Annotated in this window: 17 protein-coding genes and 3 pseudogenes; 12 read left to right on the forward strand and 8 right to left on the reverse strand. The window is 61.7% G+C overall.

All coding sequences use genetic code 11. From position 1 onward, the window contains the following. The first annotated feature begins 540 nt into the window (after positions 1 to 540). From AC1DO7_RS19015 to AC1DO7_RS19030, 4 genes and pseudogenes are all read left to right on the forward strand, one after another. On the forward strand, positions 541 to 2001 hold the full coding sequence (locus AC1DO7_RS19015; protein ID WP_441622516.1) for a GH39 family glycosyl hydrolase: 1461 nt from the start codon (positions 541 to 543) through the stop codon (positions 1999 to 2001). A gap of 250 nt (positions 2002 to 2251) precedes the next feature. Then, positions 2252 to 3220: a 2-deoxy-5-keto-D-gluconate 6-phosphate aldolase domain-containing protein gene (locus AC1DO7_RS19020; RefSeq protein ID WP_441622518.1), complete on the forward strand. Its 969-nt coding sequence runs from the start codon at positions 2252 to 2254 to the stop codon at positions 3218 to 3220. Then, a complete protein-coding gene (locus AC1DO7_RS19025; protein WP_441622520.1) occupies positions 3217 to 3414 on the forward strand; it encodes a hypothetical protein in 198 nt (65 codons plus the stop codon). Before AC1DO7_RS19020 ends, AC1DO7_RS19025 begins: the two co-directional genes overlap by 4 nt. 157 nt (positions 3415 to 3571) lie before the next feature. After that, positions 3572 to 3976, forward strand: a pseudogene (locus AC1DO7_RS19030) (alpha-D-glucose phosphate-specific phosphoglucomutase); the annotation flags it as partial. A gap of 117 nt (positions 3977 to 4093) precedes the next feature. On the opposite strand, the gene AC1DO7_RS19035 reads toward AC1DO7_RS19030, so the two are convergent. Continuing rightward, complete coding sequence (locus AC1DO7_RS19035) at positions 4094 to 4222, reverse strand: hypothetical protein (protein ID WP_441622581.1); 129 nt, start codon at positions 4220 to 4222, stop codon at positions 4094 to 4096. Between the two features lie 206 nt (positions 4223 to 4428). Further along, a complete protein-coding gene (locus AC1DO7_RS19040) occupies positions 4429 to 4677 on the reverse strand; it encodes a hypothetical protein (protein ID WP_441622522.1) in 249 nt (82 codons plus the stop codon). Between the two features lie 622 nt (positions 4678 to 5299). On the opposite strand from AC1DO7_RS19040, the gene AC1DO7_RS19045 reads away from it, so the two are divergent. Continuing rightward, complete coding sequence (locus AC1DO7_RS19045) at positions 5300 to 5887, forward strand: NAD(P)(+) transhydrogenase (Re/Si-specific) subunit beta (RefSeq protein WP_477116445.1); 588 nt, start codon at positions 5300 to 5302, stop codon at positions 5885 to 5887. Between the two features lie 43 nt (positions 5888 to 5930). On the opposite strand, the gene AC1DO7_RS19050 is transcribed toward AC1DO7_RS19045, so the two are convergent. Next, positions 5931 to 6515, reverse strand: coding sequence for a BPSL1445 family SYLF domain-containing lipoprotein (locus AC1DO7_RS19050; protein WP_441622526.1), 585 nt, complete (start codon positions 6513 to 6515; stop codon positions 5931 to 5933). Between the two features lie 1278 nt (positions 6516 to 7793). Between AC1DO7_RS19050 and AC1DO7_RS19055 the strand changes: the two genes are divergently transcribed. The 3 genes and pseudogenes from AC1DO7_RS19055 to AC1DO7_RS19065 all read left to right on the forward strand — a co-directional run bounded on the left by AC1DO7_RS19055 (position 7794) and on the right by AC1DO7_RS19065 (position 8734). Beyond that, complete coding sequence (locus tag AC1DO7_RS19055) at positions 7794 to 8141, forward strand: Spy/CpxP family protein refolding chaperone (RefSeq protein ID WP_441622528.1); 348 nt, start codon at positions 7794 to 7796, stop codon at positions 8139 to 8141. Between the two features lie 21 nt (positions 8142 to 8162). Beyond that, positions 8163 to 8504, forward strand: a pseudogene (locus AC1DO7_RS19060) (IS30 family transposase); the annotation flags it as partial. Continuing rightward, positions 8399 to 8734 (forward strand): hypothetical protein, encoded by a 336-nt coding sequence (locus AC1DO7_RS19065; RefSeq protein ID WP_441622530.1) that lies wholly within the window; start codon positions 8399 to 8401, stop codon positions 8732 to 8734. The pseudogene AC1DO7_RS19060 and the gene AC1DO7_RS19065, both read left to right, overlap by 106 nt. A gap of 88 nt (positions 8735 to 8822) precedes the next feature. Here the strand turns inward: AC1DO7_RS19065 and AC1DO7_RS19070 are convergent, their stop codons facing one another. Together AC1DO7_RS19070 and AC1DO7_RS19075 are read right to left on the reverse strand one after the other, a co-directional pair. Continuing rightward, entirely contained in the window at positions 8823 to 10133 is a 1311-nt protein-coding gene (locus AC1DO7_RS19070; protein ID WP_441622532.1) for an NRAMP family divalent metal transporter, read from the reverse strand. Positions 10134 to 10153: 20 nt separating this feature from the next. Continuing rightward, positions 10154 to 10402 (reverse strand): DUF1488 family protein, encoded by a 249-nt coding sequence (locus AC1DO7_RS19075; RefSeq protein ID WP_441622534.1) that lies wholly within the window; start codon positions 10400 to 10402, stop codon positions 10154 to 10156. Positions 10403 to 12334: 1932 nt separating this feature from the next. Here AC1DO7_RS19075 and AC1DO7_RS19080 point away from each other — a divergent pair. From AC1DO7_RS19080 to AC1DO7_RS19090, 3 genes are all read left to right on the forward strand, one after another. Continuing rightward, positions 12335 to 12592 (forward strand): hypothetical protein, encoded by a 258-nt coding sequence (locus tag AC1DO7_RS19080; protein WP_441622536.1) that lies wholly within the window; start codon positions 12335 to 12337, stop codon positions 12590 to 12592. A 465-nt stretch (positions 12593 to 13057) separates the two neighbouring features. Beyond that, positions 13058 to 13576: a DUF4142 domain-containing protein gene (locus AC1DO7_RS19085; protein ID WP_441622538.1), complete on the forward strand. Its 519-nt coding sequence runs from the start codon at positions 13058 to 13060 to the stop codon at positions 13574 to 13576. A gap of 23 nt (positions 13577 to 13599) precedes the next feature. After that, positions 13600 to 13965, forward strand: coding sequence for a cupredoxin domain-containing protein (locus AC1DO7_RS19090; protein WP_441622540.1), 366 nt, complete (start codon positions 13600 to 13602; stop codon positions 13963 to 13965). Positions 13966 to 14752: 787 nt separating this feature from the next. Here the strand turns inward: AC1DO7_RS19090 and AC1DO7_RS19095 are convergent. From AC1DO7_RS19095 to AC1DO7_RS19105, 3 genes are read right to left on the reverse strand one after another with little or no spacing between them, the layout of a single operon-like run. Further along, positions 14753 to 15010, reverse strand: coding sequence for a DUF1488 family protein (locus AC1DO7_RS19095; RefSeq protein WP_115215649.1), 258 nt, complete (start codon positions 15008 to 15010; stop codon positions 14753 to 14755). Positions 15011 to 15054: 44 nt separating this feature from the next. Continuing rightward, positions 15055 to 15327 (reverse strand): hypothetical protein, encoded by a 273-nt coding sequence (locus tag AC1DO7_RS19100; protein ID WP_441622542.1) that lies wholly within the window; start codon positions 15325 to 15327, stop codon positions 15055 to 15057. A 39-nt stretch (positions 15328 to 15366) separates the two neighbouring features. Continuing rightward, the gene (locus tag AC1DO7_RS19105; protein ID WP_441622544.1) at positions 15367 to 15570 is read right to left on the reverse strand and encodes a hypothetical protein; all 204 of its coding nucleotides are present in this window, start codon (positions 15568 to 15570) and stop codon (positions 15367 to 15369) included. Between the two features lie 144 nt (positions 15571 to 15714). Here AC1DO7_RS19105 and AC1DO7_RS19110 point away from each other — a divergent pair. Continuing rightward, positions 15715 to 15828: pseudogene (locus tag AC1DO7_RS19110) on the forward strand (hypothetical protein); the annotation flags it as partial. Positions 15829 to 17077: the final 1249 nt, after the last annotated feature.

Here is a 17077-nt window from a genome sequence, read left to right on the forward strand (position 1 = left end):
GTCTTGCGCTCGATCAGCGATAACAGTTCCTGTCTTTCTTTCTTCGCCAACTTCACTGGCGTTGCATGGCGGCCTCGACTCATCCCGCCATGATATCCGAGGCGATTATTTATTCAAGCTATTTACGGGATGTTGTACTAGGGCCATCCGGGCTACTGGCTTGAGTCGTCCGCCGGCGACGTCTCCGCTCACCCGTACTAGCGCGTGAGTCTGCCGCCCCTATGTTTCAGGGCTCCTCCGAAAATAAACGTCCCGGACTGTACGCCCCCGGACGGCACGTGTACAGAGCGCGAACTATACATAGAGGCAAGAAGGCGATACAGGTGCCCGAGACCGGCTCCGTGGGCGGGACCGACATTGCCGGCACACCAGCTTCGTACGGTGAAGGACAACAACCGGTCGCGAGGTATCTGTATCGTGCCGCAGCGGCTGCCTCACGCAATTCTGTGTGGGAAACGACGCCGTGGTGACGCCCCCGGCGTCGGCGCCACGCCCGGGTTCCGCTCCGCACATGGCATCATCCCTACACACCCACCCACCATGGCAATTGCCTTCAGCTGCAATCTGGCCGCAACACCACTCCCGCTCGTGCATCCGTGGCAACACACGGTGGGAAGTTGCCACGCCCCAGTCGCACTGCGCGCGGACTGGCAGAAGCAACTGCGCAGGGCACACCGCGAACTGGGCTTTCGCCACGTCCGCTTCCACGGCATCCTGTGCGACGACATGAGCACCGTGGTCTGCCGGGACGGCCAATGGCTCTACTCCTTTTTCAATGCCGACCAGATATTCGACTTTCTGCTGTCGATCGGCATGAGGCCGATTGTCGAACTGTCATTCATGCCCTCCGCCCTGGCGTCGGGCACGGAGACCGTGTTTCACTATCGTGCCAACATCACGCCGCCAAGAGACTACCGGGAGTGGGAGCAACTGATCCGGAAACTGGTGAGCCACTGGGTCGCGCGCTACGGTATCGAGGAGGTTTCCCTATGGCTGTTCGAGGTTTGGAACGAGCCAAACCTGCGCCTGTTCTGGACTGGCGGCCAGCAAGCCTACTTCAGGCTCTACCAGGCCACGGTCCATGCCATCAAGCATATCGATGAGCGCCTGCAGGTCGGCGGTCCCGCTACCGCACAAAATGCGTGGATCGACGACTTCATCGGCTATTGCGAGCAGAATGCGCTTGCGGCCGACTTCGTCAGCACGCACTACTACGCCACGGATGCATCTTCCCAGTTCGATGCAGCAGACACGATTTCCCAACTGGAACATGCCCCGGCAGACCTCATGCGGGAGCGGGCCCTCCAGGCAAACGCGCAGGCGCGCGGCCGCCCTCTCCTATATACCGAATGGAACATCACACCGAAGCAGCGCGATCCGCTGCACGACGAGGCGTTCGGCGCCGCGCTCGCGGTCCGGATTGCCTTGAGCGTGGACGGTCTTGTGGATGCGTATGGCTATTGGACGTTCTCCGATATCTTCGAGGAGAACGCCTTGCCGAATGCGCCCTTTCATGGCGGTTTCGGCTTGCTGACGCTGCATGGCATCGCCAAACCTGCCTACCGGGCATTTCAGTTGATGCAACGCCTTGGCCCGAGCCATCTTCCCATCGTCGGCAAGCATGAAACGGTCGCCGTCTGGGCAGGGAGTCTCAGTCCCGGCTGCCGTCCTTCCTCCAGCCTGTTGTTGCTCAACCAGGCAATGCCCCGGCACGCCATCCGAAGCGAGACGGCACAGATCAGGTTGTCAGGAGCGGCCGGGCGGAGTCCGCGTCGGGTAACGATCGCGCGCATCGATGCGGATCATTGCAACCCGCGGGCAGCGTGGCAAGCCCTGGGAGAACCGGAGTACTTGGGCGCCGAAGATATCGACCGGATCAGTGCGGCAGCGGCACTCACCGACGAAGCACATGCCTTCTCGCTCGACGGCGAAACGACCTTGATCGAGGTGGCCCTTCAGCCTCAGTCCCTGGCATCGTTGCGGATTGAATGGAGYGCGTAGTGAAAGAAGCCGCCTCCCGCTCGTGGCCCGGATGGAGGTGCTGTAGCTCGTAAGCGGCCTGCGCCGGGCGCACCTCAGTGACGGGATCCGCCACGACCCGCGCATGCAGGCCGGACCGCCGCCGGGAGTTGCCCAGCACAAACCTGGCACCGGCCTGTGCCAGGAGGAATCAACGGGGCGGCGCAACTCAACACGACGGCGTCGTCACCGCATGGATCCGGCGCCATCGCTGGTTTGGGGAGAGACAATTATGAAATCCGGCTACAACTCACCGCTTTACCTGCTACCGTTCGATCATCGCCAGTCCTACGTGGCCGACCTGTTCCGCTTCCATCCTCCGCTGACACCTGCGGAGCGCGATAGGGTGACCAGCAGCAAGCAGATCATCTATGATGGCTTCCGGGATGCAGTCGACAACGGGGTGCCGGCATCTTGCGCCGGCATCCTGGTCGATGAGGAATTCGGCGCCGGCATTCTTCATGACGCGACGGAGGGCGGCTACGTGACCGCGCTCTCTGTCGAGAAGAGTGGCCCGGCTGAATTCGAGTTCGAGTATGGCGAAGCATTCGCGGAGCACATTGAAGCGTTCAGGCCGACTTTCGCAAAGGCTCTGGTGCGCTATAACCCGGATAACGACGCCGCGCTCAATCTCCGGCAAACAACGCGCCTGAGGCAGCTTGCAGACTACTGCCGGCGTGCCGGGCAGCGCCTCATGTTCGAACTGCTGGTGCCGGCCACGATGGCGCAGATGGAGCGGGTCGGGATGGACAAGGATGCCTATGACCGGCGCACCCGCCCCGGCCTAATGCGCCAGGCGATCCGTACCCTGCAGGATGCCGGCATCGAACCGGATATCTGGAAGATCGAAGGGCTCGACTGGCGCGAGGATTACGAGCAACTGGTGGAGACCGTGCGGCGCAACGCACGGGATGACGTCGGCTGCATCGTGCTGGGACGCGGCGCCGAAGAGGCCAGGGTAACGGAATGGCTGGAAACCGCCGCGTCAGTGCCTGGCATGATTGGATTCGCGGTTGGGCGCACCACGTTCTGGGACGCCATCGTCAGCTACGAGACCGGGGAAATGACAGGGCAGGAAGCCGTTTCCCGTATCGCCCGGAACTATGCCAGATGGGTCGAGCTCTTTGAGCAGGCACGGGCGTCCCGTCATGCCGCGGCATACGGTTCCACCGAATCCACGACACCGAAGACGCCGTCATGATCGTCAGTCCTCTGGCCGGCAAGCCGGCGCCAAGGGCGATCCCGGTGGATATTCCCCGGCTCGTCACGGCCTGCTACACCGGCATGCCCGATCCTGCCGAAGCCTGGCGACGCGTGATATTCGGCGCTTCTCGCCATCAGGGCTCTTCCTTGGAAAGAAGCTTCAACGAGTGGCACATGCTAGCCATCAGCTAAGCGATCTACGAATACCGCGCCGGGAAACGCGCAAGCTGGCGCGCGAAGCTCGCGCGGGAAAGACCGTTGTCGGCAGCCAGATGATCGATCGGGTCGCCGAGCGCTGGGCCGGAGTCTTTCTGAGGTCCCTGTCGGTTTCAAGTGGTTCACCGATGGGCTGTGCAATGCGAGCCTGAGATTCTGCTGTGAAGAGAGCGCGGGTGCCTCCTTCCTGCGCCTTGACGGTTCTGTATGGACAACCGACAAGGACGGCCGCGCGGCAGGCCTGCTCTCGGCCGAAATCACGGCGCGCTCCGGGCGCGAACCTGGCGAGATCTTTCGCAAGCTCACCCATGAGCTGCGCAGCTCTGTGGCCACCCGGGTCGAGACGGCCGCAACGATAGCGCAGAGGAAGGTGCTGCCGATGCTCTCGCCGCAGCAGGTGAAATGCACGGAGCTCGCCGACGAGCGCATTCAGCGTGTCCTCATCCGAGCGCCCGGCAACGACGCGCCGATCGGCGGACTGAAGGTCATTGCCGAGAGAGGCTGGTTCGCCGTGAGGCCATCCGGTACGGAAGACATCGACAAGATCTACGTCGAGAGATTTCATGACAACGCGCACCTGCGGCGCATTACCAAGGAAGCGCAAGCGAGCGTCGAAGACGCGCTTGCAGACTGCAAGAGGCGTCCGCCCGCACGGTCAGTCCGAGGCACCGGGCGCCGTCTCGTTTGCAACCGACAGGGGAATCACCACCAGGCCGTGAATCGCACGCAGACCGGCCACCTGCTCGACAGGTCGATGCGTCTGGCCATCCTCTCCCAGAGCGATACTGTCGTGGGTTAAAACTTAGACCTGCAGGCCCATCACCGCTGGCGGGTGGATCGACTAACGCATGTAATCCGGGAAGATCCGCCGATCAGCGCAATGCATCCAGACCGGTCCCACAGGGCTCCCTTGGGAAATCTGAGCTCACGGATATCCTCCAGCCTGACGATGACTCCGCGCCCTCGGCGCGGGCAGGATCGCACAGTTGCTCACATCCGCGGACACTGAGCCCTGGAAAGAAGGCTGTCGACCGCGGACCTTCCCGCCAGTTCGCCCGCCAGGACTGCCCAGCGGCGCGTAAATGGGCCGCCGTGCACCTTTACTCGGTACTCGGCCAGCGCTGGAAAGGCCGGTGGCAGCGAACTGCGCAGGCAGTACCAGGCCTCGAATATGTCCTGGGAACTTCCAACCATGTCAATCCAGATTTCGAAGCCGCGATACTCAACGGAATGTTGCATGGGGAACTCCGGCACGTTAGCGCCGGCAATGATCGGCGGCAGCTATTGAGGGCGCGCGCGCATAGCGGCAAGTTTGCTGCCGCTGGCGTCGGCAAACGGAGAGCGGCTCATGGCAGGCTGATACCGCCCGTATAGGCTACATCGTCATGGGACCATTGTCGGTACGCTACCGTACGGGTGCCGGTAACGCCTGTCGAAATTGCGATCGGACTCAATCAGGAGTGCATGGCACAGTATCGGCCCGGATACGAATTTTGTCGATCTTCTTCGGCATGTTCATGACTGTCGATGACTTGCTGAAGCCCGGTGGTTACATCGTGCCCACAAGCCAGTACGACTGCGTACCGACACTCTCGCCCGTAGCGCGCATCGTCTGCCCAACTGCATTGGGCCGCTCTACGGCGCAGTGCGGCTGCCCAAAGCGAGACGCGTCGCTTCACATGTCCGCCCCAAATCCGCGAGGACGAAAAAGCACTTACTACCGGGGCCCGGAGAGAAGACGGTCGAAGCCACGTGCAATGTGCTGTTCGCCAATTTCAGCGTGATCGTCCACCAGAATCACGGCGCCGTCAAAGGCAGCTTGAACCGGTCAATGCGGGCGATACCAGCATCTATTTGCGCTATGCCCGCAAGGTCATCAACGTGGCCGGCTACGGGCCTGGCCGCGGCGCAGGGGCAGGGGCAGGGGCAGGGGCAGCAGAAGCTGTACGAATTCGTGAAGCTGATGCAAGGCGCAGGCGTGTCGGTGAAGTTCGCCGTGCACCCGCTGGCCGGGCGCATGCCAGGCCAGACGGACGTACTGCTGGCGGAGGCCGGCGTGCCCTGCGACATGATCTTCCAGCTCGACGATGTCAATTCCGAGTTTACCGACGCCGACGTGGCGCCGGTGGTCGGCGCCAACGATGTGGTCAATCCCGCTGCCCGCACCGACAAGGCATCGCCGACCTTCGGCATGCCCATCCTCACGTCGACATGGCGAGGAAGGTCTACGTGGTCATCATCGCCATCTCGACCGCGGTCGGCATCGGGCCGGGCTTTAGCGATCGATCTGAACAAGGCTCTCTACTGGAGCGCGGTGATCAACAGCATGGTTTCCGCCCCGATCGTGGCGGCGATGGTGCTGATGGCCGCACGGGCCGACATCATGGGACCGTTCGTCATCGGCAAGGAGCTGAAGGTGCCGGGCTGGCTGGCCACCCGGCAGCCGTAGGCGCCATGTTCCTGACCTTGGGCGTGTAAAATCCCCCTACCGGCTAGACGGTCTTGAGCCGCGTCACCTTCGTGCCCTCCAGTGTGACACCGGCCATCAGCCCGCTGTTGGTAAGGACGAATGCCGTGACAGGCGCGGTAGCTGTATTGCTATCGATATTGCCGTTTGCGCCCACCTTCAACACCGCGACGGATGCATCGCCGCCCACGGCCCAGCCCTCGCTACTCGTGAACCGCTCTAGGGAGTCAGGTGTCATGAACAGGAAAACAAGCGCCTTCGACTGAGCTCCGATCTGCGGCCCGAACGAGGCAGTGGCGGTGCTGTAGTAGCCCACGGTGCTGCCGCCAACCCGCAAGGCGCCCTCCCCGTACTGGCCGCCAAACCAGAACCCGGCCGCGATCACCGAAGGAAATACCAGCACGCCGCGAGACTTGCCGACCAACTCGTGCGAGCCGTTGGCAGCGCTGTAGAGGCGCGTGAGGGTCGAGTCGATGCCGGTGTCGATCGTGCGTCGGTCTGCCGCCTGGCTACCCCCGGAAGCTGTCCCCGTCGTTGTGCAACCTGGCAGGGTAATGCCAATTGCCGCCACCGATCCGGTCGCAATCAGAATGAAATTTCGCCTTAGCATTTTGGTCTCCAGTGTCCGTATGCGAATCAAGCGTATGCCAGAGGCCGTGCAAATGCGGTACGACAGCGTACGGAAACACAAGGCGGATCACCGGATATGGCCATGCGGAAAGACAAATGCCGAAAGGAGGTATCCGTGTCCACCATCGTAGCGACCTTCCGGCGGATCGACGTCAGTATCCTGGTCAGGATCGACGTCCATTTAGACAGGATCTATCATGCAAAAGATTAGCTTCTCGGTGCGAAACCGCCGRCCAGCTCCGCCAAAATTTCCCGCGACGACGCAAGGCCAGACCTACCAGAGGGCCATGGACGAATCGCTGGAAATGAACTTCCCCGCGCGAGTGACCCGGCCGCTCCCAGCGCAGCCGCGAACGCCCATGAACAGATCAGCACCACACGTGACGACACTGACTGGTCACTCACCGCCGGCAGTGCACGCCAGCCCGCGATTCAGCGTGGAATCAGTCGCCGCTGATYATGCTCGGCAGCTACGTTATCACCGCGAAGTCCGCGAGGCCGAGCGGTGCGGGATTGGATGGCTCGAATCAGCCAGTTCCGGCGGTGTCCTCTTTCAGAGTACTTGATCAGATGCGACACGGATCGGCCGGCCCTGCCGAGTTGCTCCAGGATCGCCGGGTTCTCGAGTGTCCAGATGTCCTGCGTAATCTGCTCGTCCTTGGACGGCCGGCACGATGAATATCGCGTCCAGCAAGGGATCGACAAACACGCTGACGGCAGCGCCGGCGCCAAGTAGGATGTGATGCCTCATCTGTGGAGTGGGAACGTATGCGGGCGACGCGGCAAGAGCGGGGCGCCGATGGAGCCGCGCTATCGCCTCCACAGCCCTACATATCCCTTGTCGGCTGTATGGACCCTATCACGGGGACCACGGCCAGTAAGCGGCATGCGCAGCCCGCCAGCCTCCATCCACACCGCCCTCCCCGATCGCCATGCCGTCTGTACGATAGTGGACAAGCATGGGAAAGGCGCCAGGCAATGCGCCGGGCGCTCTCCCGCGGCGACGCCTCGTTCCCTGTCCGGTGCCGGACAGACACTGGCCGGCGTTCCGCATACAAATGGTACGCGATCGTACCGCCAACCCGCGAAGGGCGCGGCGAGATCATCGAACTGCCACTGAGATCACCCATGAAGCTCACTACGCTCATTCCAGCCGGCGACCACATTCGTCCTGCCCTCTGTTGCGCTTCTTTCCGTGCTTGCACTAGCCGGTCCGGCCGGAGCCATTACCGCCACGGACGCCCACGACTCGGCGCATGTGCTGAAGATCGCCAGGCACGACCGCATCGACACGCACATCGGTGACCTGCATACCAAGCTCCAGATTACGCGCTCCCAGGAAGTCCAGTGGCGGAAGGTCGCACAGGTAATACGAGACAACGCGAGCAAGATGGATTCGCTGCGGCTGGTGCGCGTCGATGGAGCCGGCAGCATGACAGCGGTCGGTGACCTAAAGTCCTATGGAGAGATAGCCGATGCGCATGCGGATGGCATCAGGAAGCTCACGCCCGCGTTCCTGGACCTGTACGACAGCATGTCGGACGTCCAGAGGAGGAACGCCGACCTGATCTTCCAGGACCGGCAGCATGTATCGAGAAAGAACTGATTACCGGGCCTGGACGTCCAGCTGCCCGAACATCTACGTAAATCGCTGACGTGGGATCAGGGCGCAGAGATGGCCCCACATGCGCACTTACAGCTCGATACAGGTCTGGCAATCTACTTCTACGACCCACAAAGCCCGTGGCAGCGCGGGACTGACGAGAACACAAATGGTCTGCTGCGGCAATACTTCCCCAAAGGCCGAACCACTTACGAGCGATTTGAGCATGTCACATCGGCAACGAACCACTCCGGATCCCCATGGCAAAACTGCGAATCGCTGAATTCATTCTCCACGACCTGGAGACCATCCTGGCACAGTGGGAAGCGTTTGCGGGTAGGCAATTGCCGGCGTCGGCGACTATGAACCCGCCGGCACTACGCGACCACGCTGAGCAAATTCTGCAGGCAGTCGCAAAGGATTTGTCTACTTTCCAATCCAGGATAATCCTGGCAGAAAAGTCGATGGGGCAGGCCCTTGAATTCATCGACGCCGCAGAAGCCGCCGCACAGACGCTTGCCCATTTTCGTTTGCGAAGCGGCTTCGACATCAACCAACTGGTGGCTGTGTACCGGGCTCTGCCAACAGCGGGCTGATGGCCGGCGTCACACTGGAAGGCACGAAGGTGACGAGGCCGAAGACGGTCTAGACGGAAGGGCGTAAGGGCRCGCCTCCCGCTGCGCGTTATGCGCGCATCGTCAGGAACATGGCGCTCACGGCTGCAGCCATCATCAGGGTGGCCAGCCAGCCCAGCACCTTCAGGCTCCTGCCGATGACGAACTGGCCCATGATGTCGGTTCGTGCGGCCATCAGCATCATCACGGCCATGATCGGCACGGAGACCACGCCGTTAATCACCGCGCTCCAGTAGAGCGCCTTGATCGGGTCGATCTTTGTGAAGCCCAGCCCGACGCCGATCGCGATCGAGATAGCGATGATGCCGTAGAATCGCTTGGCTTGCATCGGCGTGCGCTCTAGGCTGTTTCGCCATTTGAAGGCACCCGCCATGGCATAGGCGGACGAGCCGCCCAGCACAGGGATCGCCAGCAGGCCAGTACCAATGATGCCGGCGCTGAACAGCATGAAGGCAAACTCGCCAGCAATCGGGCGCAGCGCCAGTGCCGCCTGCGCCGACGTTTGGATATCGTTCACGCCATGCAGGTTGAGCGTAACCGCCGTGGTCAGGATGATGAAGAAGGCAACCAGGTTCGAGAAGGCCATGCCGATGCAGGTATCGATCTTGATGCGCCTGAGGTTGGGGCCGGCTTGCGCGGGCGCTTCTATCAACGGCCGCGCCCGTGTATCGGCCAGTTGGTCCTCGACTTCCTGCGACGCCTGCCAGAAGAATAGGTAGGGGCTGATGGTGGTGCCGAAGAGCGCCACCACGGTGGTAATGTATTCGGGCTTCCAGGACATGCGCGGCGCCAGTGTTTTTGCCATGACCTGCGGCCARGGGATATGCACGACGAATACCGTGGCCACGTAGGCCAGCAAGGCGAGCGTGAGCCACTTCAGCAAGCGGACGTAGCGCCGGTAGGGGATGAATAGCTGCAACAGAAGGGAAACCAGGCCGAACGCCACCGCGTAGAGCTGTGCGGAGCCACCGACGATGAGCCTCAGTGCTTCGCCCATGGCCGAGACATCTGCCGCGATGTTGATCGTATTGGCCACCAGCACGAGGCTGACCACGCCGTAGAGCAGCCACGCCGGATAGTGCCGCCGGATGTTGGTGGCCAGCCCGTGGCCGCTCACTCGCCCAATCCTCGCGCTGACTACCTGGATGCCGACCATCAGCGGATAGGTGAAGAGCACCGTCCACAGCATGCTAAAGCCGAACTGCGCGCCCGCCTGTGAATAGGTGGCGATACCGCTTGGATCATCGTCGGCGGCGCCGGTGATCAGTCCCGGGCCGAGCTTGCCGAGCCAGAATCCTGCCGAGCCATTGGCCGACTCATCGGCCGAAACTTTGGCGATCGTTTCTATGTCGGGCACCATCGTCTCCGCAATRCACCGTTTCAGGAGAGCATGTACATGTTCTGGCGCCCGATGACGTAGCGGTTCCTGGCGAGTTCGAGGATCTGGTCGTGGTGCCGGTCGAAGGCCGCCAGCACTTCGGGCTCGGCTGGGCCCATTGCCGGGTCAAGATTCGCGAGCACTGCGGCGTTGACAAGAATGCGACTTCGCGTGCGTTGTCGTAGCCCAAGAACCACACAGTGCTTGGCTGCATCGTAGCTGCGGCTCGGGTTGAGAAAACTCAGTGCCATGTTGTGCCTCGATTAACCGGGCACTGTCGTGCCCGAAAAGTTGTTGCCCAAGGTGCCGGAACAATTGGTAGGCCTGGGGAGGAAACGCCACGGCGGCGTGGAGAAACCCTAATTCGCTTGTTGGCCGCTTACACGCGCTATAGCGCCTTGGTGAAAATCCAGTACGGAGCTACTGCGTGAAGGTATCGTCGCTAAGATCCRCTATCTGCTTGCTCTGCGRATTAAATTGACCGGGTTGGGCGGTTTTGCGGGCCTCGTCGGGTTGTTCGGGCCGACGCCTTGCAGGTGCTAACGGATGCGGTGTCGGAGCTGGAGGTGCGTGGGAAAAATGCATAAATGCCTTGTCGATATCGAAGATGTTTGCTCTGCTCCGCGCCGGGCGCCCCGGCGCGGGCATCGACTTACCTGAGCCCGATCCGTGATCGGCTTAGCGGCCTTCAGCGCGGCACGATGACCACGGTACCGTCTGTCGCGACGCCTCTGGCGCCGGGCGTGCCGGCGTTACCCCTTGCTCCCGTGTTTCCGGTAGCCCCTGTGCTGCCGGTAGCGCCCGTGTACCCCGTGGCACCGGTATCGCCTGTTGCGCCGGTGTATCCTGTTGCGCCGGTGTCACCTGTTGCGCCGGTGTCACCTGTTGCCCCGGTGCGCCCTGTCGCGCCGACGTATCCGGTGTTACCGGTATTGCCCGTTGCACCTTGTGGTCCGGCCGGCCCTGTACATGCTATGACGGCGAGTGTCATCAATGCTGAGACAATTAGTTGTGCGTATTTCATGACGGTTCCTTCCACGTTGCTGACTTGAACCGCCCGCGGGTTTGCGGGCAATCTTCCAGACTGGATTATTTTCAGGCGGCAACAAGGTGCGCCGGGCGTCTCGATCCGAGGGGGCGCCGCCAACCGTGCCTTCGCGCGCCGTTCCGAACACTTTGGCGCGCTGCCATCCGCTGCGATACTAATCCGGATCTGACGCAATGTCGGTACGCTAACGGGCATGCATTGCGGACCGGCATGCCTGCGCGGGCAGTGGCGAGATTCACCCGAGCCGCCCCCCACCGCGGTCCGTCGGGGCAGACAAAGTGCTCATATAATCACTCAAATGCCATTGAAGCGAACAGGTGAAAGCCCATTTCGCAGTGGGCCCTGCTAACGGAGGCGCGAGCGGAAGTAGCGTTGCGGACAGACCGCAGTCGAAGGCGATTGCCATGGCGGATGGTGCTTAAGGCTGACGCCGCACACGGGGCGGATCCAGGCGCGCCGCTGGCGCCGTGGGCGTCACGACGGCATCGTTTCCCGTGCGGAACCGCGTGAGACGGTCGCTGCGGCAAGCTACGGATTCTTCCTGAACCGCTTTTGTCCTTCGCCGCACGAGGCGGGCGTGCTGGCAATGCAGTTCCAGCCCCCGGAGGCGGCCACGACCTCCTTGCATCGCACACGATTGCGCAGGATCTCCTTCAGCATTCTTAGTGCGCTCTCAAAGCGGGCCGCCCCAGTGATACGGAAGACCGCATCCGCATTGCGCTCTGCGCCCCCGGCATGCTGTCGTAGAGCCCGCGGAACGCGGATGCGAGCTTGCGGATGCCTTCGGCATGCGCCTGGGCAATCGCGCCTCAGCCATTGAGGTCGGCGAAAGTCGTCGTATCTCTGGCACTGCTGCTGTTACCTACGTAGCGCCGTTGTAGCCGGGGCGCGTAGCTCCAGTAACGCTGCCGCGATGGCAGTTCGCAGTGCGATCCGGACGATGCCCGCGCGCCTTGCGCTCTCGGCAGGGCGTTCCAGGCTTCGGTAGTGTCCGGCACCGGACAGACGCGTCGCCGGAACCCGCGCACATATGGATTACGACCGGCGCCGCCGCGCCCCTCCGAGGCTCTCCGGCCCGCTCACTGACGGATCCGGATCGTTCAGTCTAAATCGATCAAATAACCAGGAGGTAGCCATGCATCGAGATCTAAATGTCGGTGACCATCGACTTTCGATCCAGGCCGAGCAAAAGCCCGACCCCTGGCGGCCAGCCGAAGTACTCGGATACGCTGTGCACTATTCGATCATCCGTACCGATGGGCGTCCTGTGAGGCCGAACTTCCAGATAGTGGAGTCATACGAACTCATTGATGGCACCTATCTCTTTCCCACGAGCGAGGCTGCGCTTGACTATGGCGAGGCCAAGGCGCGGGAGGATATCTCGACGTTATAGGGAGCCGGGCTTTCTTAGATGATGGCCGGCAAGTTCAGCAGGCCAAGCAACTCATCAGGCTTTCGCTGCTCCAGCGTCAAGGGGTTCACGCTCGCACACACTGCAAAAATAGCCGCCCTGCCACAGCAATGCGCCATTCTCGGCACGCCCATTCGTGTTCTGCGCTGGGTAATTGAATCCACCTGAAGCGCGACAACCGGAGGTCGCACGTGTAGGTGCATTGCAGCTAAATTTGCCACCCGGCGCTGTGTTTCCGACGCCGCCTCAAGCAATTTTTACCTATATGGCGCGCTTCCGCTGCCATGAAAATGGCTTTTTGTAGCCTATATTCAAGGTGCTGCCGTAGCAGCTTTAGCGAATACCCACTTCTGGGGGGCTTCACTAAACCCACGCAGGGGTCGGCACCTAAGCCCACTGCCATGCAGGGCAAGAATGCATGGCTAACTCCCGCTGAGGAGCAGAGCAATGAAGAACATCTCCATAACTCTAGGTGCCATCTTGGCACTCGTCGCGGTTGGTGCCACAGCCCAAACACCCAACGACGCGCAAATTGCCGCGATCGTCGTTACTGCAAACCAAGTCGACATTGATGCGGGAAAACTTGCGGAGAAGGACGGTCACTCTCGCGACGTGAAGGCTTTCGGAAAACAGATGGTCACCGACCATACCGGTGTGAATAAACAGGCTGTGGCGCTGGTCAAGAAGCTAAAGGTCACTCCGGAGAAGAATCCAACGAGTGAGAGCTTGCAGTCTGGCGGCGACGAGAACGTGAAGTCTCTGAAAGGCCTCAAGGGCTCGAGCTTCGATAAGGCATATATCGACCACGAAGTCACGTATCACGAACAAGTGATTGATGCACTCGACAAGACGCTCATTCCCAATGCGCAGAACGATGAGCTAAAGGCGCTGCTGGTTGCTGTGCGCCCCGCGTTTATCGGACACCTGGAGCATGCAAAGAAGATCCAATCATCGCTCGACAAGTAATTCTCGGCATGAGAATGACGTCCATGCACCACCTACCCTCCCGATGCGATGGACGGGAGCGAAAACATCTGCTGGCGGTTGCGCTGTTCGTTGCGTGGAGCTTGCTCTGCGTCGGTCCAAGCGCAATCGCAGCCGAGAAGACAGCAAGACACACGGTGATGATCCAAGGCGCGAAGTTTGCGCCCGACGCCATTAGCGTCAAGCGAGGCGATACAATTGTGTGGGTCAACAAAGATCCCTATCCCCACACCGTCACTGCGCCTGGGGTGTTCGACTCACACAACATCGTTGCTGGCGGGTCGTGGCGATATATTGCGCACAAGGCCGGCGAGTTCCCCTACGCCTGCACGCTGCACCCAAATATGAAAGGTACGCTCAAGGTCGAATAGGTTAGGTACCCATACGGGAGTGCTGTCACTCAGCACCGGCCATCGCATTGCCCAACGGCCTGCCACCATGGCGAAGGACTTGAACGACCCTTGCTCGATCATGCATAGGCCTAAGCAGTGGCCCGCGCGCCTGCGGAAATCGATAGGCGCCGGACCGGCCGCGATTGCTACGGTCCGACCCTGTGAAGCTAAACGTTGCTGGTAGCGCGCGCCATGAGGCCCTCCACTGAATTAGCCACAGGCATGCCATGCTTCTTGGGGGCCAGGCCAACGAGACCATTCAATTCGAAGCCCGCGGTAAGTACGCTACCTGCCGCTTGCGCGCCTGCTTCCGCGGTCAAGTGATCGACGCCACAGCGACAAACTTTTTTGAGGCCTTGTGTCAAATTCGGGAAGCGCTGGCGTCGAAGCGTCTCCGCTCTGCCACGGCGGAAGCCTCGACGTGTACTCCATCGGTTCCGTCCGCAAAATGGATAGCGGACTCCGTGCCTATCGCCTCACTATGGGTTGGCGGGTGAGCCAGTTCGACGTAGTAGAAACGTTCGGCTGCGAAACGGAGATAGCCCAGGCTACTGTGGCGGAGCAACGCGACTATTGTTCGCAGCGGCTCGAATCCACCGCATGAGAACCAGTAGTTGCCGCGGATCGCTTTCCTCCGAACTCACGGCTACATTAATGACGTCAACGAGGCGCGACGGCTTCACGCCCGACTATGTTGCGCTTCGCGAGACACGATCGCGGAAGGCTTGATCCACGTGGTGGAGTTCAGGAGGCTATATTGAGCCACTCAAAAATCGTCGCTACTGAGCACGATGGGATCGAGCGATGGATTCACCAACCACTTAAGGTGGGCTGCTTCCTTGATCCGATCTCGATGCTTGTCGAAGACCTCCCCGAGGTCGCCAATATGGCCACCGGCCAGTTCATCAAGAGCCGAGCGCGAAATATAGCCTTTACTTTTGGCTCCATCCGCCTCGATGGTGAAGTACACCCGCTCCCCATCGTCGGACGGCTTCGGCGAATGTATCGAGAAGGAATTTGGCATTTTCAACTCCTCTGGTTTGATAAAGGAATCGTAGCATGAGCGTGTTAGTCCAGATCTTGAATGATGTCGATTGCCCGCTTGCCATAATAGAGCGCGGCCTGCTCCGCCGCCGCTCGGGTGATGTAGTCGCTGCGGTCGCCTGCCGGCCCGTAGATCATGTCGTCGTCCCGGTCAGCCGTGTAGCGGATGGCAATCATGTAGCCCCACTTTTGCCCTGGAGGCGGTTCCATTCGGCGCATCTCCGCGATCTCAAAGGCGATCGCGTGGACATACATGCTGCGGTACTCCTCAGTGATCCAGCGCATCCGTTCGCTCATGCCTGCTCCCCTGCCCGGCGGATCGGAATCGTGCCAGGCTCAACTGTACGCGTCCACCCAGGCCTTCGCCCAGGCGATCCCGGCTGCCGCAGCACGCTCAAACGAGGGGTAGTACCCCAAGGGATCCGATCCTTCCTCGATGCTACCGTCCTTCGCAACTGCACCGGATGCCTCGAAGGATCCGTCGCCAAGCTGCTTTGCAAAGCCGCGTACGGTGTAGCCCTGGTAGCTTTCGATTGTCATGTCGACCTCCACCCTGGACGGGGAATCGTAGCATGAAGAAACTGGTCAACCCCACCCTCGACGGCGAGGCCGGCGCCATCCTCTCCGACTGCGAGCAATACCGCTAGCTACCGCCTCTGGCACGAGTGGGGCCGAAGCAGCCCGGGCCTCGGCTTCATCATGCTCAATCCGTCGACCGCCGATCCAGCGACGCCCATTGGCTTCACCATGCCGCGCAACGCGTACTCGGCGTACCAGCCGATTATTCTCCTTGCATAACAGGAGTCCGATCGATGGTCGATCGTCGGCCGCCTTAAGCGTAGACCGTATTAAATCTGTCACCGTTGCGAAAGTGAATGTGTCAACACGCCAGATGATCTCAGTCGATTCTGCGCCAGCCCTTACTGGACAAGCGTTTGCAGGCTGCGAACTAAATTTCACGAAGGCCGGATAGTCCATCGTGGACAAGTCGGCTGGGTCGTCCGAATAGCGTTCCAAGTCAGCATAGGGCGGGCACGAGAACACGAAATCAGCCTCGACGTCCGCCAGGTGCTGGCCGATCTTGCGGCTGTCACCCACGTGCCAGGCCGGCGCCGGGTCATCGGCACGCAGCAGATCGAGCTGCCCGCGATTGGCCGCCACCTGCTCGGCCCGCAGATCCATGCCGATGTACTGGCGCCCCAGCCGCGCCGAGACGATGCCGCGCACGCTGCCGCCCGCGAACGGGTCCAGCACTAGGCCGTCGGCCGGGCAGAACCAGCGGTACGCCAGCTCGCACAGGACCGGGTCGAAGATGCTGGTGCGGTGCTGCGCCGGCGCGCCGCGATCCGCCTTCTGGTGGTCTGACGCCCCAGCGTAGGCCGGTGCGTCGCGGCCCAGCTCGGACTGGATGCCCAGCGCCAGCCAGCCGCGCTTGCGATCCTGCCAGGCGGCGTCGCGCGCATTGAGCGTGCTGAATGGCGCGACCATGAAGCGCTCGGCCAACGAGCCCGCGCCGGCGCCGGGTGAGCTCGGTCGCGGCGGATCCAGCAGCTCGGCCAGATCGCCCGCGTCAAAGCCGATCACTGACAGGTCGAAATCCGCGTCGCGCAGGTCCGCTAGCTCGATCGCCAGCAGGTCGACATCCCAGCCGGCGTTCTCGGCCAGCTTGTTGTCCGCCAGGATGTACGCGCGCCGCTCATCCGCCGACAGGTGCGACAGGTCGCCCGTGGGCACTTCACCCGCGACCGGGCAGTGGCGGATGGACTCGCCGGCGGCCCACAGCTGCGTGGCCGCTTCGAGCCGGCCGTGGCCGGCCAGCAGGTCGTCACCAGCGACCAACGCCGGGTTGGTCCAGCCGAACCGCCGCAGCGAGGCCTTGAGCTGCTCGACCTGGGCGGCGCTGTGCGTGCGCGCATTCCGCTCGTACCGGACCAGGTCTGCCGCCGCGCGGTAGGCGATGGCGAGTTGGCCGGACGTTTTCATAGGCGGGAATAATGCAGGCGACGCGGAAGAAAATAGCCCGGCGGGAAGCCGGGCAATCCACCAC

This window comes from Cupriavidus sp. 05N40 (assembly GCF_056397305.1).